Genomic DNA, 16,793 nt, shown 5'->3' with positions numbered 1-16,793 from the left:
CCCTCAGCCGCCGCCCCGTCCTTCTCGCCGAGGCCCCAGCGCACGAGCGCGGCCGGGTCCGCCGGGACGGGCCCGTCGAAGCCCGGGAGCGTACCCCCCGAGTCAGCCACGAAGCCGCCGTCGCCGTCCGGAGACAGGCTCACGCAGCGCAGGCGCGCCGGCGCACTGCCGCCGTAGTCGAGGGGGCGCGCGCCGGGCTCGCACTCCCCCACCCCGAGCGCCTCGAGGGCCTGCGCGGCCAGCTCGAAGCAGACGCCCTCCTTGCCGGTGGCGGCCGAGACGCCCACCACGAGCGCCTCGCGGGCACGCGTGAGGGCCACGTAGAGCAGGCGGGCGCGCTCGGCGGCGTCGGCCTCGTCATCTGCGGCGCGCAGCGCGAGGTAGCGGGCCGTAAGCGGCGGCACCGCCGAGCGGTCGGCGCTCGGCTCCAGCTCCTCGGGGTCCACCGCAGAGAGCCACTTGGGGAGGTCCTTCTCGCCGGGGCGCAGGACGAACTCGCGGCGGCCGCCGGGGGCCGGGCCCACCGCAACGGAGCCGCTCCCACGCCGGCTGCCCCAGCACTCGGCCACCGCGCAGACGCCGAACTCGAGGCCCTTGGAGGCGTGGATCGTCATGACGCGCACCGTGCCCTCGCCCGCGCCTGCGTCGCCGCCCGCAAGCGAGGCCGGCGGCACCTTGGCCGCCGCGAGCCAGGCGTCGAACTCGAAGGCCGCCCGCGCCGCGCCGAGCCCGAGGCTGGAGGTGAGGTCGCGCACGTAGCGTATCGCGGCGAGCACGTTGGCCGCGCGGGCCAGGCCCTCCGCGTCGCCCGCCTCGAGCCGAGCGAGCCAGCCGGAGTCGCGCACGGCCCGCTCCACCACGTCGGCCACCGGCAGGCGCCGCACGTCCTCGAGGGCGCGGGTCATGACCTCGTGGGCACGGGCGAGCCGCGCCGAGGGCTCGCGCCCGCCGAAGAATTCCATCGACGCGAGGCCTCGGTCGATCCCGCGCTTGGTGGGCGCGTCGAGCTTGTCCTGCGTGCGGGTGCCGAGCTCGCAGAAGTCGTTGGCGTCCAGGCCGAACATCTCGCTCGCGAGCAGCGGGAAGAGGCCGGACTGCGTGTCTGCCGGGTTGGCGAGCGCGTGGAGCAGCGCACGGACCACCTTGACCTCGTCGGTGCCGGTGAAGGTGGAGCCGCCCGTGACCACGCACTCCATCCCGCGGGCGCGGATGGCATCTATATAGAGGTCGGCGTGGGTGGTCACGCCGAGCAGCAGCGCCATGTCGCCCGGGCGCTCCCCCGCGTCGCGGTAGCGCGCGAGGGCGTCGGCCACCTGCGCCGCCGTCGCGGCCGTCTGCTGGCGGGCGGGACGCCCCATGCGCGCCGGCCCCGTACAGACCTCAAGGTCAATGCGCGGCAGGTCACGGGCACGGTAGCGGTCCTTGCGCCCGGGGTTGGCGTCCAGGTGCATGAAGCCGGACATCGTGCCGCATGCGGGCCCGTCCCCGCCCGTGCAGACGCGCTCCACCAAGGCGAGCACGTCGGCATGGCTGCGGTAGTTGGTGTCCAGCCGCACGCGCAGGTCCTCCCCCACCCCCTGGCCGCGGCCCACGAACACGCCCACGTCCGCGCCGCGGAAGCGGTAGATGGACTGCTGCGCGTCGCCCACGGTGCAGAGGTGGCGCGCGCCCTCGCCGGAGAGAAGCTCGATGAGCTCGAGCTGCGCCTCGTCGGTGTCCTGGAACTCGTCGACCATCACCAGGCGGAAGCGGCCGGCGTAGTCCCGCCGGACCGCGGGCACGTCCCGCACGGCGAGAAGGGCCAGGCGGACGAGGTCGTCGTTGTCGAGGCAGCGCTCCGCGCGCTTGACCTCGTCGTAGCGGCTCGCCACGCGGCGCGCGAGCCCCAGCAGGGCGTCCGCGAGCGGGGCCACGCGGCTGAAGACGAGCTCGGCGCGGGCCAGGGCAAGCGCCGACTTGGCGGCCGCCACGGCCTCCTTGATCTGCCCGCGGGCCTGCGGCAGGCTCACGGCCGCGAGCGCCCGGGCGGCCGCCTCGGGCGTGCGCTCCACAGGGTCCAGATCCTCGAAGGCGCGCAGGGCCTCGAGCGCGGGCGTCACCTTCTGCTGCGCGGCGGGCGTGAGCGGCAGCGCGGCAAGCTCCTCCACGCGCATCGCGAGCTCGTGGACGGCCCGCGCCGGCCCCGCGTCCGCGCCCGGCGCGCACGAGAGCGCGCCCGGCCCGCCGGCCTCGGCCACCAGGCGCGCGACCACGCCCATCGCGCCGGTGTAGGCGCCCTGCGGCGTGCGGCCGCCGAGCTCGTACTCCGCGAGCACGGGAGCGAAGGCCTCGTCGCGGCGCGCGGCGCGCATGACGTCGTCCATCGCGCGGTCGAAGAGGGCCTCCTGGCGGGCGTCGGACACCACCGAGAAGGACGGGTCGAGCCCGAGGTCGAGCGCGTGGCGCGAGAGGATGCGCCGGCACATGGCGTGGATCGTGGAGATCCAGGCGTCGTCGACGGAGAGCGCCGCCTCGGCCATGCCCGCCCGGCGCAGCGTGGCGCGCACGCGCTCCTTGATCTCGCGCGCGGCGGCCTCGGTGAACGTGATGACGAGCACCTGGTCGAGCCCGTCGAGGTAGGGGCGTCCCCCCTCCCCGGAGCCCGGCGAGAGCGCCCAGGCCACGCGCTGGGTGAGCGTGAAGGTCTTGCCGGAGCCGGCGCCGGCCTCCACGAAGAGCGGCCGGTCGAGCGTCGTGGCTATCCTGAGCTGGCGCTCGTTGAGGCTGGAGAGGTCGATGGCGGGGGTCGTGGCAACGCTCGCAGCGGCGGAGTCCGCGCCGGGACCTCCCGCCGCGGCGCCGGAGACGCCGGCCGCCGCACCCCCGAGGTTCTTCTCGCTCACTTGCGCAGCCTCCTCTCGCAGTTGAGGACCGGGCAGAACTGACACGCGTCGGCGTCCACCGGCGCGGCCTCGATGTCTCCGGCGAGCAGCCGCTCGATGCGCGCGGCGATGGCCTCCTCGCAGGCGTCGAGCAGGGCCTCCATGCCGCCCTGCCCCTCCCGCCCAAAGGACGCCGCCCGCGGCACGCAGACGCGCCTCGTGCGCTGGGACGTGAGCGGGCGCGCGCCGAAGACGTTGTCGGCCAGGTTCTCGTCCACGGCGCCGGCGATTGCATGGGCCCCCTTGGTGCAGAGATAGACGGCCGCGCGCACCGTGAGGTCCGGGAAGGCCCGGCGCGCCACCTGGCCGTATATGAGCGACTGCACGCGCCGCGGCAGGACGAAGCCCTCGCTCGGCGCACCGTCCTTGCCGAAGGCGTCGTACTCGGCGGCAAAGCCGGCGTCAGACTTGTGCTTGTAGTCGATGACCACAGCCTGGCCGTGCGCGTCCACGTCCACGCGGTCCACGGTGCCCGTGAGGCGCACGCCCGCGTAGCTCACCTCGGCGCCGCCGCGGCCGAAGCCCCACTCAAAGAGGCGCGGCTCGAAGCCCGTGAGCGCCTCGGACTCGAAGTCCAGAAGCGACAGCAGGTCGCGCCGGAGCCGCTCGAGCTGTCCCGCCTGCTGGGCGCTGTGCGGCACGAGCGCCTGCGGCAGCGGGCGGCGGCCCCCCACGAGCTGGTACTGGTGGGAGAGGTGCAGGTCGAACTCCTCGGAGAGGACCTCGCGCGCCTCGGCGAGCGCCTCAGGGCCGTCGGCGGCCGGGCCCGGCAGGCGCACCGTCGGGACCTGCTGCGCGCGGGCGGCGAGCTCCTCCACAAGCTCGCGGTACTCCAGGTCCTCCAGGGCGCGGGGCCGCGCGGTGCGCAGGTCGGCGAGGGCGTGGGTGCCCTCCGCACGCTCCACGGCGCGGGCCAGCAGCTCCCGGTGGGTGAGCTCGAGCACGCGGTGGGCAAAGGTTCCCATCTCCGCGCCGGTAAAGCCCGCGTCGGCGTCGCGCAGGCGCAGGCGGCGCAGGCTGAACCACTTGTAGGGGCACTCGAGGTAGGTCTCTATCTGCGAGGCGGAGAGCACAGGGCGCGCGTCCTCGGCGGCCACGCCCTCGGGCGGCGGGGAGACGCACACGCGCTCCTCGGCGCCGATTCTGCCGGCCGGCGCGGGCCGCTCGGTCGCCTCGAGGCGCGGGGCGCGGCCGGCGGCGGAGGCGTTCTCGCGCACGCACGTCTCTGAGCGCGAGCAGGCAGCGTCGCCGAGGGCGGCCGCGAGCTCGTCCGCGCCCGCCGCCGCGTCTATCCCGTAGCAGGCCAGAAGCTCGGTCAGCATCACGGAGGGGTAGCACTCCTTGCCGTCCGCCCCGAAGAGCGGCCGCTCGGCGAGAAGGACCCCCCGCGGCACCCCCACGAGCGCGGCAAAGCGCGCCCGCTCGGCCTCCATCGGGCGCGGGACGTCCTCGACGCCGTAGGCGGCGAGCAGCGCAGAGCGCACGTCGTCGGTGGCGGGGAGGGCGGATTCGGTTGAGGTCTGGCCCAGCAGCACGAGCGCGTCGACCGAGCCCGGCGCGCGGCGGGCCGCGGCGCGCACGCCCTCGACCGTGACCACCGCGCGGGCGCCGGCGGCCGTGCGCTCGGGCCTGAGCGTGCAGACGGTCCGTTCGAGCGCGGCGGCGGCAAGCTCCACGAGCTCGGAGAGCGCCACGTGGCCGGGCGCCTCCGGGTCCGCGGTGAGGCCGAGCTCCTTCAGCGAGCGCGCCACGTCAAGGACTGCGGTGAGTGCGGCCACGGCCTCCGCGGCGCCGGGCGCGCCGCGCTTCTCGCCCTGCGCGAAGGGCGCGAGCAGCTTGGAGGCCGCCGAGCCAATCCGGCCGCGCAGAAGCTCGCGCACGGCGGCTGCCGTCTCGGGCGAGGTCTCCCGCTCTGAGGCGAGCTGGTCGAGAAGAACCTGCGGCGTGAGCAGGCGGTTGCCGCGCCACTGCGCGTCGAGCCGGCGCGCGCGGGCGGCCGGGACGTGGGAGACGTCCGACACGAGGTAGTCCGAGAGGTCGCGCGGGGGCCACCAGGACATGTCCTCGAGCTCCACGCGCACGGTGCCGGCGCGCGGGGCGCCCGGGACCGGGCGCGCGGCGGGCCACGTGGCCGTGAGGTCGGCGAGCCGCGCCATGCCGCGGGCGAGCTCGAGGAAAGCACGGCCCGCCTCGAGCTGGGGCATGGGCACGCTGAGCTGTGCGCGCGCCGTAACGCCGCGGGCGACCAGGCGCGGCGCGAGCGCGCGCCAGGCAGACGGCGCGTCCGGCGCCGCTATGACGACCTCGCGCGCGCCGTCCGCGACGAGCGCCTCCACCTCGTGCGCCACGAGCTCGGCGCGGGCGGAGGGGCCCGCCGGCAGCAAGAGGCGCACCGCCCCGGCGGGGGCCACGGTAGGGGCGTCCGCACGGAAGAGGGCCGCGGAGAGCGCGGCGAGCTCGGCGGCGCGCGGGGCGCCGTCCTGTGGGGCGTCCTGCGCGGAAGGCAGGTTCTTCTCGCCAAGGAGGACGCCGCGGGAGCGGGCGAGCTCGCAGAGGGCGGCGAGCGCCCGCTCGGCCTGGGCCGTGGCGGGGCCGCCGGAGCGCGGTGCCATGACCGTCACCTCGTGCGCGCGGGCAAGCCCGCAGACAAGCTCGCGCTCCGGGCGGCGCAGCTCGGAGAAGCCCGCGAGCACCACGGGGGGCACGGCGGCATCGGCAGCGTCGAGGGCCTCCGGCAGCGACGCCAGGACCTCGCAGGGCTCCACGAGGCCGCGGGCGGCAAGCTCCGCGGCGTAGTCTTGGAGCAGCGCCACCACGGCGGCCTCGGCATCCGTGACGCCGGCGGGCACCTCGGCGCCCGCGAGCCACGGGAGGCCGCGGCGCGCGAGGTCGGCGAGGAGCGCCGCCGTGCCGGGGGTGTCCGCGACCGCCGTGCCCGGGCGCGTCGCCGCGCGGGAGAGCACGCGGGCCGCGAGCACGTCGCGCGCGACATCGCCCACCAGGCGGCGGCCGTCGCCCCAGACGCCCCAGCGCTCCTCGGCCCAGGCGCCCGGCGTGCTCACGGTGACGCCGAGCGCCAGGCCGCCGGCCGCGGCGAGCACGCGCTGGGCGTCGAGCGCCTGGGCAAACGACGGCACCAGCAGCACGACGCGGCCGGCCGCGGCGAGCGCCGCGCGCAGCAGGCACAGGGTGTCGGGGCCGCAGGGCCGCTCGTCGGGCGTTCTCACCAGGGTCAGGGGCATGGGGTCTCTTTCGTTCGGGGTCCCCGGGCGAGCGGGCGCCCGGTCGTTCTTCTCGCTCAATCCTAGCGCACGGGCCGGACAACAACTCCCTCCGGCCGGGGCGGCGCGTCGGCGCGGGCCTTTTGCGCCCGGGCCATCGGCCCTCGCCCCCGGGTCATATGCCTGGGCGCAGGGTGATAAATCTTTGTAGTGCTGAAGAAACCGCAGGTCGCGCGGTCAACCGGTCTGAGATGACGACGATTATCTACCTCGGCTGGGGTGGATGACGGAAGGAAAGCGGAAACGGGGCAGCCCGTCGGCGGCGCTACTCCCCCAGGCGAGCCAGGACCATCCGGTAGCCGCCCGCCTCGCCGTTCAGGCACTTCGAGACGCGGCTCACCGTGGTCGACGAGGCGCCCGTCGCGTGCGAGACGTCCACGTAGGAGGTGCCGGCCGAGAGCAGGCGCGCCACCTCGAGCCGCTGCGAGAGGTCCTCGACCTCGCGCGGGGTGCACAGGTCGGCGAGAAGCGCGCGGGCCTCCTCGGGCGTCCGAAGGGAACAGAGCGCCTCGAGCAGCCTTCTGACCTCGTCCTCGCTCTCCCTGCCTGGCTCCGTCATGCGCACCTCCTAGTTCCGTCCGTGCCGTCCACTTTAGCGCACTGGAGCGCCCGCGCGCCAGACTCGCCGCCGGGCGGTCGCCGCACGGGGCAGGTGGGCCGGACGGGGGCGCCGCCGCACCCCGCGCCCGCGCGCCAGCCCCATCACCTCCCCGCCACACGCCGCGGCGCCCCGGCGACCGCGCGCCGCCCGCACGCTAGAATGGTGCGGTCACAACCCCCACGCCAGGGAGGGCACATGCTGCTGGGATACGAGGCCGACACCGACCTTGCGGGCATCCGCGTCGTCGCGAGCGACATGGACGCCACGCTGCTCGCCGACGACAAGTCCATGCCCGCGGGCATGCCCGAGCGCATCCGCGCGCTCAACGACGCCGGCGTCACCTTCGTGGCCGCGAGCGGCCGTCCGCTCTACACGCTGCGCGGCATGTTCGAGGGCCTGGACGACGAGATGGGCTTCGTCTCGGACAACGGGGCCGCGGTGGTCTGCCGGGGCGAGGTGGTTTTCAAGAGCCTGATCGCGCCCGAGACCGTCGACGAGCTTCTGGACTTCACGCTGGGCCGCGGGCTCGGCATCCCCACGGTCTGTGGGCTCGACGCCTGCTACGTGCGCACCTGCGACCGGTCCTACGACGAGTTCTTCCACACCTTCTACCGAAACATCGTCTACCTGGACGAGCTCGAGGGGCTCTGCGCGCGCGGCGTCGAGGTCAACAAGTACACCGTCTACCTGCCCGAGGCCAACGCCGTCGAGGCGTGCGCCACGGAGTTCGCGCCGTCCTTCGGCGAGCGGCTCTCCGTCACCTGCGGCGGGCCCGTGTGGGTGGACGTGATGAACTACGGCGTCGACAAGGGCGCGGGGCTTGCCCGGCTCTGCGAGCACCTCGGCGTCTCGGCCGCCGACGTGGCGGCCTTCGGCGACACCGACAACGACGCCCAGATGCTCGAGCTCGTCGGCCACAGCTACCTCATGGCCAACGCCGAGGCGCGCATGGAGCCGCACGCCCGCTTCCGCGCCCCCTCGAACAACGACCGCGGCGTGGCGGTGGTGACAGACCGCATCCTCGCGGCCCGCCGGGCGCAGCTCGGCTAGCAGGCGAGAAGAACCCTGGGGCCGCCCCGCGCACCTCGAGGCGCGCCTCGGCCTGCACCCCGTCCCACGGACGCCCCAACCCCCTACGACCCAAGGAGGTCCCCATGCGCTTCATCGCCCGATGGCTCGTCCTCACCGTTGCCTGCGCCGTCGCCGTGTGGCTGGTCCCCGGCATCGTGCCGGTGGGCGGCTCGTGGCTGGGCCCGCTCTTCTGCGCGCTCGTGCTCGCGCTGCTCAACGCCACCATCAAGCCGCTGCTGCAGGTGCTGGCCATCCCCGTCACGGTGCTCACGCTGGGCATCTTCTACCTGGTGGTCAACGCCTTCGTGCTCGAGCTCGCGAGCTACCTCTCCCGCAACATCTTCCACGCCGGCATCGCCATCGACTCGCTCTTCTCGGCGATCCTGGGGTCGATCGTCATCTCGATCGTGAGCGTGATCGTCGGCGGCATCGTCGGGGCCGACGACTAGCGACGCCGCGGCGGGAGGCGGGCCCGAACCAGCGGCTCGGCTACGCGACAGGGCCGTCGCCCTGCCTGTCGGGCGCGCTACCCCGCACGTCGTCCTCCTCGCCGCCGTCCTTCTCGCCGGGCGCGAGCCTGCCGGCAACGGCGCGGGTGAGCTCGGAGGCCCCCTGCTGGGCGCCGCGCACCACCGCGTCCCAGGTGGCGGCCGCCGACGCGCCCGCGATCTCCCCCACCAGCGCGAACACCGCGTCGCGGGTGCGCGCGTCCACCCCGCCGAGCGCCGCGAGGACCTTCTGCGCGGCCGCGGGACTTGAAAGCAGGTCGTCGAAGCGCTCCGCCCCGCCGGCCGCGAGCGCGTCGAAGAGCTCGTCGGTGAGCCGGCGGCGGTCCTCCGGAGCGAGGCGCGCGAGCCAGGAGGCAAAGGCGCGCGTCACGACGAGGCACTCCGGGTCAGGGCCGTCCGCCTCGACGAAGCCCGCCGGCCCCACCTGCCAGGTGAGCGGGTCGTGCTGGAGCGTGCGCGCGGCCGAGCTCCGCACGATCGTGGCGGGAGCGTCCTCGGCGAGGAGGCGGCCGACCACGCTGTAGGCCGGGATGATGCGACGGTAGCGCTCCCCCATCACCTCGTGGCAGCTCACGGGCATCACGGAGCGGTCCATGCCGGGGCCGTCGTTGCTCCAGACGCGCTCGAGGGCGCCCGCGAGCGCGACCGGGCAGCTCGCTGCCGCGTACGCCGCGAGGTTGCCGCCCTTTGAGTGGCCGCCCACGAGCACGCGCCGACCCGACGCCGCGGCGCGCTCGAGCTCGCGGACGAGGTAGGCCGCGGCGGCGCGCTGTGCCTCGGTTACGGCAAAGCTCAGGATGAAGTTCTCGCGCCAGCCCACGAGCGTGGCGTCGGTGCCGCGGAAGGCCACGTAGCTATGGCCGTCGGCGAGCTCCACGGTCACCGCGGCAAACTGCATCACGCGCTCGCCGTCGCGCACGTCCACGTAGTCGGAGAGCGTGGCGCCGCCGAAGCGCGCCGAGGCGGCGAGCGCGCGGACGAAGCGCTCGTCGACCGTGGCGAGCGAGCGGACGCGGGAGGCCGCCTCTCCGCCTGCGAGCTCGATCAGCCGCTCGCAGGCGTTGGCCGCCGGCACGCCCCGCTCCCCCGGCCCGCCCACGATGCCGGTGAGGTCGAGGTAGGAGAGCGTCGCCAGCACGAGGTTGTCGACGTCGTTGAACGGCCGCTCGGCAAGCATGATGTCGCCGCGCAGCTCGAGGTAGTCGCGGATGTCGGCCATTCACACCGTCCTTCTCGCCAGCCCCAACCCTTCAGCCAGGCACACCCCTCAGCCCCAACCCCGCAGCCAAGAAGCCCCGAAGCGACGGAGCCTCGCCCCTTGCTAAGCAAGCTTCCTGAGCGCTTCCGCGCGAAGCAGCTTGCGTGCAAGGGGCGAGGCCCCTCCCGTAGATCCGGTCGCTACGCCATCACCTTGCAGAAGAGCTCCACCACGGCGGCGTGGTCGGCGTCGCGCGGGTTGCCCGGGAAGCAGGCGTCGGCGAGCGCGTCCTCGGCCAGCTGGTCGAGGTCGGCCTCCACGAGGCCGTCGCAGGTGGGCTTGATGTCAACGTCGGCGGAGAGCTGGCGCACGGCGGCGATCGCAGCGTCAGCGGCCTCGTCGACCGTCATGCCCGTGGTGTCCACGCCCATCGCGCGCGCCACGTCGGCCAGGCGCTCGGCCACGACCGGCTTGTTGTACTCCATCGCCACCGGCAGCAGCATGGCGCAGGCCACGCCGTGCGGGGTGTCGTAGTGCGCGGAGAGCGTGTGCGCCATGGCGTGGTCGATGCCGAGTCCCACGTTGGAGAAGCCCATGCCGGCGATGTACTGGCCGAGCGCCATGCCCTCGCGGCCGCTGCCGGGCTGGCCGCTTCTGGCCTCGGCCACGGCGTCGCGCAGGCTGCGGGAGATGATCTCGATAGCCTTGAGGTGGAACATGTCGGAGAGCTCCCAGGCGCCCTTGGTGGTGTAGCCCTCGATGGCGTGCGTGAGCGCGTCCATGCCCGTGGCGGCGGTGAGGCCGGCCGGCATGGAGGCCATCATGTCGGGGTCCACGACGGCGACGTCGGGGATGTCGTTGACGTCGACGCAGACGAACTTGCGGACCTTCTCCGGGTCGGTGATCACGTAGTTGATCGTGACCTCGGCCGCGGTACCGGCGGTGGTGGGCACGGCGATGGTGAAGACGGCGTGCTTCTTGGTGGGGGCCACGCCCTCGAGCGAGGTGACGTCGGCGAACTCGGGGTTCTCGGCGATGATGCCGATGGCCTTGGCGGTGTCCATCGAGGAGCCGCCACCGATGGTCACGATGCAGTCGGCGCCGGAGGCCTGGTAGGCGGCCACGCCGTCCTGCACGTTCTTGATCGTAGGGTTGGGCTTGATCTCGGAGTAGAGCTTCCAGGCGATGCCGGCCTCGTCCAGGAGGTCGGTCACCTTGGCGGTGACGCCGAACTTCACGAGGTCGGGGTCGGAGCAGACGAACGCCTTCTGGTAGCCGCGGCGGGTGAGCTCGCCGGGGATCTCCTTGATGGCCCCGGAGCCGTGGTAGGAGATGTTGTTGAGCACGAAGCGGTTGACTGCCATGCGGTTTCCTCCTCATTCAGGATGCTGACGTGCGACCGCGCGCCGCGGGAAACTATGCCCGAGATGGAGACGTAGACGGTACGAGATTTCCGCACGTGGTAGGCAGGCGTCGGCGAGGGACGGCCGCGGACGGCTCACGTTTCCGAGCCCTGCCCCTCCACCGAGACCCCGGCCGTCTCCCACGGTCCTTCTCGCCCCCTCGTGACAGGCCCTGGCGGTGTCGCCCCGAGCCCCGTGGCCTCGAGCCCCCGCGTTAGCCACGGCGTTAAGAATCGCCACATCTTTGGGTGTCGAGGGCCTAAGATGCCCCCATTCTTAACCAAAGACCCCAAAACCACCAAAGATGCGACGATTCCTAACAGGCCGCCCGAGGGAACGCGTCCCAAAATATGATGCGCGGCGAGAAGGGCACCGACGCGGCGAGAAGGACGGCGAGAAGGACGGCGAGAAGAACCCGGATTCTGCAGCGACGCAGCGCCATACCGCCGGCGCCATCAGTGCTCGCAAGGCAGTCGCAGGCCATCCCACGCTGACGGCTCGCCCCCGCCATACGGCCGCTCGCCGCAATCGCACGCGCCTGATGGCCGGCCCCGGCACGAGTGCGCTACCCTAGCTTTGCAAACAGCCTGACAGGAGCCCTCATGAACGAGAAGATCCGCGCCATCGCGACCACCTATGCAGACGAGTGCCACGAGGAGGAGCTCGAGCTCCTGCGGACGCTCGCGCAGATCCCGGCGCCCTCGGGCCACGAGGAGCGGCGCGCCGAGTTCGTCCGGGACTGGCTGCTCGCCCAGGGCGCGCCGGTGGGTGCCGTGCGCATCGACGAGGCCAAGAACGTAATCTTGAGCCTGCCGGCGGGGCCGGGGGCCGCAGACGACCGCATCGCGGTCTTTGCCGCCCACACCGACGTAGTCTTCCCGGACACCGAGCCCCTGCCCCTGGCCGAGAGCGCCACGCGCCTCTTGGCCCCCGGCGTCGGCGACGACACCGCCAACCTCGTGGGCCTGCTCCTGGCTGCGCGCTATCTGCTGCACAACCAGGTCCTTCTCGACCGGCCGCTGCTCGTGGTGGCCAACTCCTGCGAGGAGGGCCTCGGCAACCTGGCCGGCACGCGCGAGCTCTTCCGCCACTACGCCGGGCGCGTGGCCGAGTTCACGAGCTTCGACCTCTACTTGGGCACGCACGTCACGCACGCCGTGGGCAGCCACCGCTGGCGCGTGGTCTGCCACACCGAGGGCGGCCACTCCTGGGAGAACTTCGGGCGCGACAACGCGATCGAGGCGCTCTGCTCCTTCATCGAGGACCTCTACGCGCTCGAGCTGCCCACCCGCGCCAAGACCACCGTCAACGTGGGGCGCTTCGTGGGCGGCACGACGGTCAACTCCATCGCCGAGGAGGCGAGTGTGCTCGTGGAGTACCGCTCGAGCTCGGAGGAGTGCCTCGAGGAGATGTACGGGAAGTTCGTGGTGCTGGTGGAGAGCCACCTCAAGGAGCACACCCGCATCGACGCCAAGCTCATCGGGCGCCGCCCGGCCTCCGGCGAGGTGGTGCCCGCCGGCCAGGACGAGCTCATCGCCCGCACCGACGAGGTGATCCGCGAGCTCGGCGGCGTCACGCCGGAGCACCACGAGTCCTCGACCGACGCCAACATCCCCTTCTCGCTGGGCATCCCCGCGCACACGGTGGGGACCGTCGTCGGCGACCTGCTTCACACACGCGAGGAGTGGGTCGAGAAGGACAGCCTGCGTCGCGGGCTTGCCGTCATCCTGGCCCTCATGCTCGAGCACGCGACCGCGCTCTAGGGCACCGTCACACGGCCACCGTCACACGGCGAGAAGAACCTCTCTGCCGGGGCGGCGCACTGTTTTCGGACGGTCTGGGGTGGAAAAACGTCCGGTGGCGGTACCCCGTTGAGAAGGCGCACTGTTTTCGGACGGTTCGGGAGGGGGAAACGTCCGGCTACGGTGCCCCGCCGGAGCACGTACTGTTTCTGGACGGTCTGGGATAGGAAAACGTCCGGAAGCGGTGCGGCGAGGTCCCAGTAACACCCAACAACGCCCTGCGGCACCCGTCCTCGCTCGCGGCATAAAAAAGGAGCCCGCAGGCTCCTCCTCCCGGATGGGATGTGTGGGACGCTTACGCCGCACGCACGCACTTGACGAGCAGCGGCGAGTCCGCGTGGTTCTGCTCGTGGGAGGAGAACCACTGGTCGACGTCGTTGAACAGGAGCTGCTTGCTGTCGGCCCAGAAGCGACGCTCGTGGCCGTCGATGAGCGCGCGGTACTCGCCGCCCATGAACCAGCCGTTGTGGCACGCGTCGAGCACCTTGCGCTGGCGCCTGTTCATGTCCTTGATCTTGGTCATGCCTTCCCTCCTTTCGGTGTTGTGGGACACGTTCGTTATACCCTTTGCTACCGCTCACGGATACGTACTTGACAAAACCGCTATAACTTGTAACGCATGCTTAAACATGGGCTTACCTGAGCCGCCGCCAGCCTGAGCTTGCGTTAGGAAAAGCTGAGGAATCGGCTCATGCCCCCTTATGGCCGCACGCCCCAGCATGGGTCCCGGACAGAAGGAGGACCCATGAGACCCATGAGACGCACGCCACGCCCCGACCCCAGCCGCATGCGCATCGCTCCCGCCCGCTACGCCCGTCGTCGCCGGAGACACGTGCGGGCCCCGCTGGTGCTTCTCGCCGCCGCGATGGCGCTGACAGTGGCCTGGGTCACCTGGGCTGCCCTTTCCCTGACGGGCGAGGCGGACAGAGCGGGCAGCACCGGCTCCGGTGAGCCCGCCGCCTCCGACCCACGCCCAACGTGGCGGGCCGGCGAGGTCCCGCGCCTCTACCAGACCGACCCGGCCTGGGCCGAGCTCCCCTACGCGGGCGGGACCATCGCCAAGAACGGCTGCGGCCCCACGTGCCTGGCCATGGCCTACGTCGCGCTCACCGGGCGCACCGACCGCGGGCCCGCTGAGGTGGCGGCCTTTGCCGAGCGGGGCGGCTACGTGGCCGACGGCATGACCACCTGGGCGCTCATGACCGAGGGCGCCGCGGCGCTCGGCCTCAGCTCCGAGGAGTTGCCCGCCGACGAGGCCAGCGTGCGCGCGGCGCTGGCGGACGGCCGCCCCGTGATCTGCAGCATGCGCCCCGGGGACTTCACCACCACCGGCCACTTCATCGTGCTGGCGAGGCTGGACGCGGACGGGCGCGTCGTCGTGCGCGACCCGAACAGCGCCGAGCGCACGGCGCAGACCTGGGACCTCGACCGCGTGCTCGACCAGTGCGCGAACCTCTGGGCGCTCTCCGCCTGAGCCGGCCGCGTGTCACGGACGCGTCACCCCCGGCGAGAAGAACCTGCCGCCGCGGCATCCACCGGCAGCTCGACGGTGAAGGTGGTCCGCCCGGACGCGCTCGTGGCGGAGATCTCCCCTCCGTGGAGCCCCACGATCTCGCGCGCGATGGCCAGGCCGAGGCCCGCCCCGCCCGTGGCGCTCGCGCGGGACTCGTCGAGCCGGAAGAACTTGTCGAAGATCGAGCGCAGCTTGTGGCTGGGAATCGTGGCACCGGTGTCGCTCACGCACACCACCACGCGGTCGGCGTCCTCCCCGAGCTCGGCCGACACCTCGATCGGCGTGCCCTCGTCGCTGTAAGCGATCGCGTTCTTGATGAGGTTGCCGAAGACGCGGGCCAGGCGTGCCGCGTCGGCCGTGACCACGAGCGGCTCGCCGGGCCGCTCGACCGTACGCTCGGTGCCTGCCACCACCACGTGCGCCACGTTGTGGTGCGCCTCGAGCGCCGGGTAGAACTCGTCGGCCAGCTGGACGAGCAGGCCGGCCAGGTCGACGGGCGCGAGCTCGAGCTCGATGTGCGTGAGGCTGTAGCGCGTGATGTCGAAGAACTCGTTCACGAGCCGCTCGCGCCGGGCAGCATCACGTCGAGGACCGCAAGGTCGATCGCCGGGGCGGACGCGTCCTCCACGCGCGCGACCGCCGCGGCGCCGCCGTGGAGGCACTCGACCACGAAGCCCTCCGCCTCGAGGTAGACGGCGACGAGCTCGCAGATCTCCGGCTCGTCGTCCACCACCAGCACCCGCTCGTGCATGTCGCCCCCTGTCCGCCCGTTCCCAGCACCCGGCACCGCGCCGGAAGCGGTGGCTGCGCCAACCGCCCGCGCCGAAGGCACCGCCCGCTCGCGCAAACCGCCCACCGCCGCCCGCGCCACGCGGGCCCGGACCGTCGCCCCCCAGTATGCGTGAGCCGGCGACGGGAAATGCTAACGGTTTCTTAAGACTCGCCCCCGGCGAGAAGGGCCGCTGGCGGCCCCTGCCATACAATGCCCGTATGGCACAGACCCTCTTAGGAGGAACCGTGAATCTCAAGCAGCTCGAGTACTTCGTGGCCATTGCCGAGGAGGGCCAGATCACCGCTGCGGCGCGGCGGCTCCACATCTCCCAGCCTCCCCTCTCCTACGAGCTGGCGCAGCTCGAGCAGGAGCTCGACACGCAGCTCGTCCGGCGAGGGCCGCGCGGGGTCACGCTCACCGAGGCGGGCCGGCTGCTGCTGGGCAGGGCACGCCGCATCCTCGCCATGGCCACCGCCACCGCGCGCGAGGTGTCGAGCGTGGGCAAGGGCCTCACGGGGACGCTCTGCTTGGCCGTGGTCGACGCGGCGGCCGGCCTCGTCCCGAGCGTACGGCTCGCGGAGCTGACGAGGCGCGCGCCCGAGGTCTCGCTCGAGCTGCGGGAGGGGTCGGTCCCCGAGGTCATCGAGCTCGTGGCCAGCGGGATCGCCGAGGTCGGCGTCGTGCGCACGCCGTTTCCCACCCAGGGCCTGCGCTGCCGCTACGCGCCCTCCGAGCCGCTCGTGGCCGTGATGCCGCCCGAGCTCGAGACGGGCGACGAGCTCAGCGTCATGCTCTGCGAGCTGGTTGGCAGGCCGCTTGTCTGCGAGCGGCGGCGCTTCGAGGTCGTCTCCGGCGAGGCCCGCTCGCACGGGATGGAGCTCACGCCCTTCGCGCTCACCGCCGACGAGCGGACCACCTGCTCCTGCGCGGCGGCCGGCCTCGGCGTCGGGCTCGTGCCGCACTCGCTGCTCACCGTCTGCGACACCGGGGGCTGCTACATCAAGACCGTCACCGAGAAGGCCCTCGAGTCGCGCGCGGCCGTCATCTGGCAGGCCGACCGGGCGCTCTCCCCGCTCGCCGAGCGAGCGGTGACGCTGCTCGGGGAGCTCTCGTAGGCGCAGCCCCCGACTCGGCGAGAAGAACCCGCCACCCAGGCCCCGCCCCCAACCCCGTGGCCTCGCGACACAAAGGCGCCCCCGGCGGGAAAGGTTCCGGGGACGCGGGGAGGAAAGCAGGTTGTGGGCGCGCGGCGACGCGGGTGCCGGCAGGCAGGGCGCCGCGCAGGGCGGGGCGGAGTCGCACGCCCCGCCGCGCTAGGCGGTCTCGTCGTCCTTCTCGCCAGACTCGGAGACGGCCCGGGAAACCTGGGGCTCTGCGACGGGCACCTCGTCGGGCGCGGCGTCGAGCTCGTCGTCGCCCTCCATGCCCTCGCGGACGTTCTTGACCGTCTTGCCGATGGCCGAGCCGAGCTTGGGCAGGTTCTTCGGCCCGAAGATCACCAGGACCACCAGCAGGATGACACCAATCTCCAGGGGACCCATTCCAAAGATCATGAGAGCCGCCTCCAAACGCCCTCGCCAGTTGACACGTCCATCCTAGGTGCATGCAACCCCTCTGTAAAATACATAAAGAAAGGGTCTGCCATACAAGGTTTGTATGGCAGACCCACTCAGGCGAAAGGCAGCGGAGAAGACCGGCGGCATCCGGTCAGAGACGCCGCCC

14 protein-coding genes are annotated in these 16,793 nt (G+C 72.8%); 5 read left to right on the top strand and 9 right to left on the bottom strand.

The genetic code is table 11. The features are described 5' to 3' along the window. From H9X80_RS09180 to H9X80_RS08185, 3 genes are all read right to left on the bottom strand, one after another. On the bottom strand, positions 1-2,882 hold a 2,882-nt coding region (locus tag H9X80_RS09180), incomplete at its 3' end, for a UvrD-helicase domain-containing protein (RefSeq protein ID WP_342590899.1). Next, a complete protein-coding gene (locus H9X80_RS09175; protein WP_239471834.1) occupies positions 2,879-6,163 on the bottom strand; it encodes a PD-(D/E)XK nuclease family protein in 3,285 nt (1,094 codons plus the stop codon). The genes H9X80_RS09180 and H9X80_RS09175, both read right to left, overlap by 4 nt. A gap of 304 nt (positions 6,164-6,467) precedes the next feature. After that, entirely contained in the window at positions 6,468-6,761 is a 294-nt protein-coding gene (locus tag H9X80_RS08185) for a YerC/YecD family TrpR-related protein (RefSeq protein WP_204793853.1), read from the bottom strand. 237 nt (positions 6,762-6,998) lie between these two features. Here H9X80_RS08185 and H9X80_RS08180 point away from each other — a divergent pair, with 237 nt between their 5' ends. Beyond that, positions 6,999-7,853 (top strand): HAD family hydrolase, encoded by an 855-nt coding sequence (locus H9X80_RS08180; protein WP_204793852.1) that lies wholly within the window; start codon positions 6,999-7,001, stop codon positions 7,851-7,853. A gap of 104 nt (positions 7,854-7,957) precedes the next feature. Continuing rightward, the gene (locus tag H9X80_RS08175) at positions 7,958-8,323 is read left to right on the top strand and encodes a phage holin family protein (protein ID WP_204793851.1); all 366 of its coding nucleotides are present in this window, start codon (positions 7,958-7,960) and stop codon (positions 8,321-8,323) included. A gap of 40 nt (positions 8,324-8,363) precedes the next feature. On the opposite strand, the gene H9X80_RS08170 is transcribed toward H9X80_RS08175, so the two are convergent. Together H9X80_RS08170 and fucO are read right to left on the bottom strand one after the other, a co-directional pair. Further along, positions 8,364-9,602, bottom strand: a complete 1,239-nt coding sequence (locus H9X80_RS08170) for an Mbeg1-like protein (RefSeq protein WP_204793850.1) — start codon at positions 9,600-9,602, stop codon at positions 8,364-8,366. 179 nt (positions 9,603-9,781) lie between these two features. Further along, entirely contained in the window at positions 9,782-10,945 is a 1,164-nt protein-coding gene (gene fucO, locus H9X80_RS08165) for a lactaldehyde reductase (protein ID WP_204793849.1), read from the bottom strand. Between the two features lie 641 nt (positions 10,946-11,586). On the opposite strand from fucO, the gene H9X80_RS08160 reads away from it, so the two are divergent. After that, positions 11,587-12,747, top strand: a complete 1,161-nt coding sequence (locus tag H9X80_RS08160; RefSeq protein WP_204793848.1) for a M20/M25/M40 family metallo-hydrolase — start codon at positions 11,587-11,589, stop codon at positions 12,745-12,747. Between the two features lie 334 nt (positions 12,748-13,081). Here H9X80_RS08160 and H9X80_RS08155 read toward each other — a convergent pair whose 3' ends face one another. Then, positions 13,082-13,309, bottom strand: a complete 228-nt coding sequence (locus H9X80_RS08155) for a hypothetical protein (RefSeq protein ID WP_204793847.1) — start codon at positions 13,307-13,309, stop codon at positions 13,082-13,084. Positions 13,310-13,531: 222 nt separating this feature from the next. Here H9X80_RS08155 and H9X80_RS08150 point away from each other — a divergent pair, with 222 nt between their 5' ends. Further along, complete coding sequence (locus tag H9X80_RS08150) at positions 13,532-14,260, top strand: C39 family peptidase (RefSeq protein ID WP_239471832.1); 729 nt, start codon at positions 13,532-13,534, stop codon at positions 14,258-14,260. Between the two features lie 23 nt (positions 14,261-14,283). Here the strand turns inward: H9X80_RS08150 and H9X80_RS09395 are convergent, their stop codons facing one another. Next, positions 14,284-14,856 (bottom strand): ATP-binding protein, encoded by a 573-nt coding sequence (locus H9X80_RS09395; RefSeq protein WP_204793846.1) that lies wholly within the window; start codon positions 14,854-14,856, stop codon positions 14,284-14,286. Further along, positions 14,853-15,050 carry a response regulator gene (locus H9X80_RS08140; protein ID WP_204793845.1) on the bottom strand — a complete coding sequence of 66 codons (198 nt, stop codon included), beginning with the start codon at positions 15,048-15,050 and terminating at the stop codon, positions 14,853-14,855. The genes H9X80_RS09395 and H9X80_RS08140 overlap by 4 nt, the downstream gene beginning before the upstream one ends. A gap of 266 nt (positions 15,051-15,316) precedes the next feature. Between H9X80_RS08140 and H9X80_RS08135 the strand changes: the two genes are divergently transcribed. Continuing rightward, positions 15,317-16,186 (top strand): LysR substrate-binding domain-containing protein, encoded by an 870-nt coding sequence (locus tag H9X80_RS08135; protein WP_204793844.1) that lies wholly within the window; start codon positions 15,317-15,319, stop codon positions 16,184-16,186. A 198-nt stretch (positions 16,187-16,384) separates the two neighbouring features. On the opposite strand, the gene H9X80_RS08130 is transcribed toward H9X80_RS08135, so the two are convergent. Continuing rightward, positions 16,385-16,624 carry a twin-arginine translocase TatA/TatE family subunit gene (locus tag H9X80_RS08130; RefSeq protein WP_204793843.1) on the bottom strand — a complete coding sequence of 80 codons (240 nt, stop codon included), beginning with the start codon at positions 16,622-16,624 and terminating at the stop codon, positions 16,385-16,387. Between the last annotated feature and the right edge of the window lie 169 nt (positions 16,625-16,793).

Origin of the sequence: Olsenella profusa, assembly GCF_016900315.1 — a bacterium.
GTDB classification, from domain to species: domain Bacteria; phylum Actinomycetota; class Coriobacteriia; order Coriobacteriales; family Atopobiaceae; genus Thermophilibacter; species Thermophilibacter profusus_A.
This window is presented reverse-complemented; position numbering and strand designations above follow the sequence as displayed.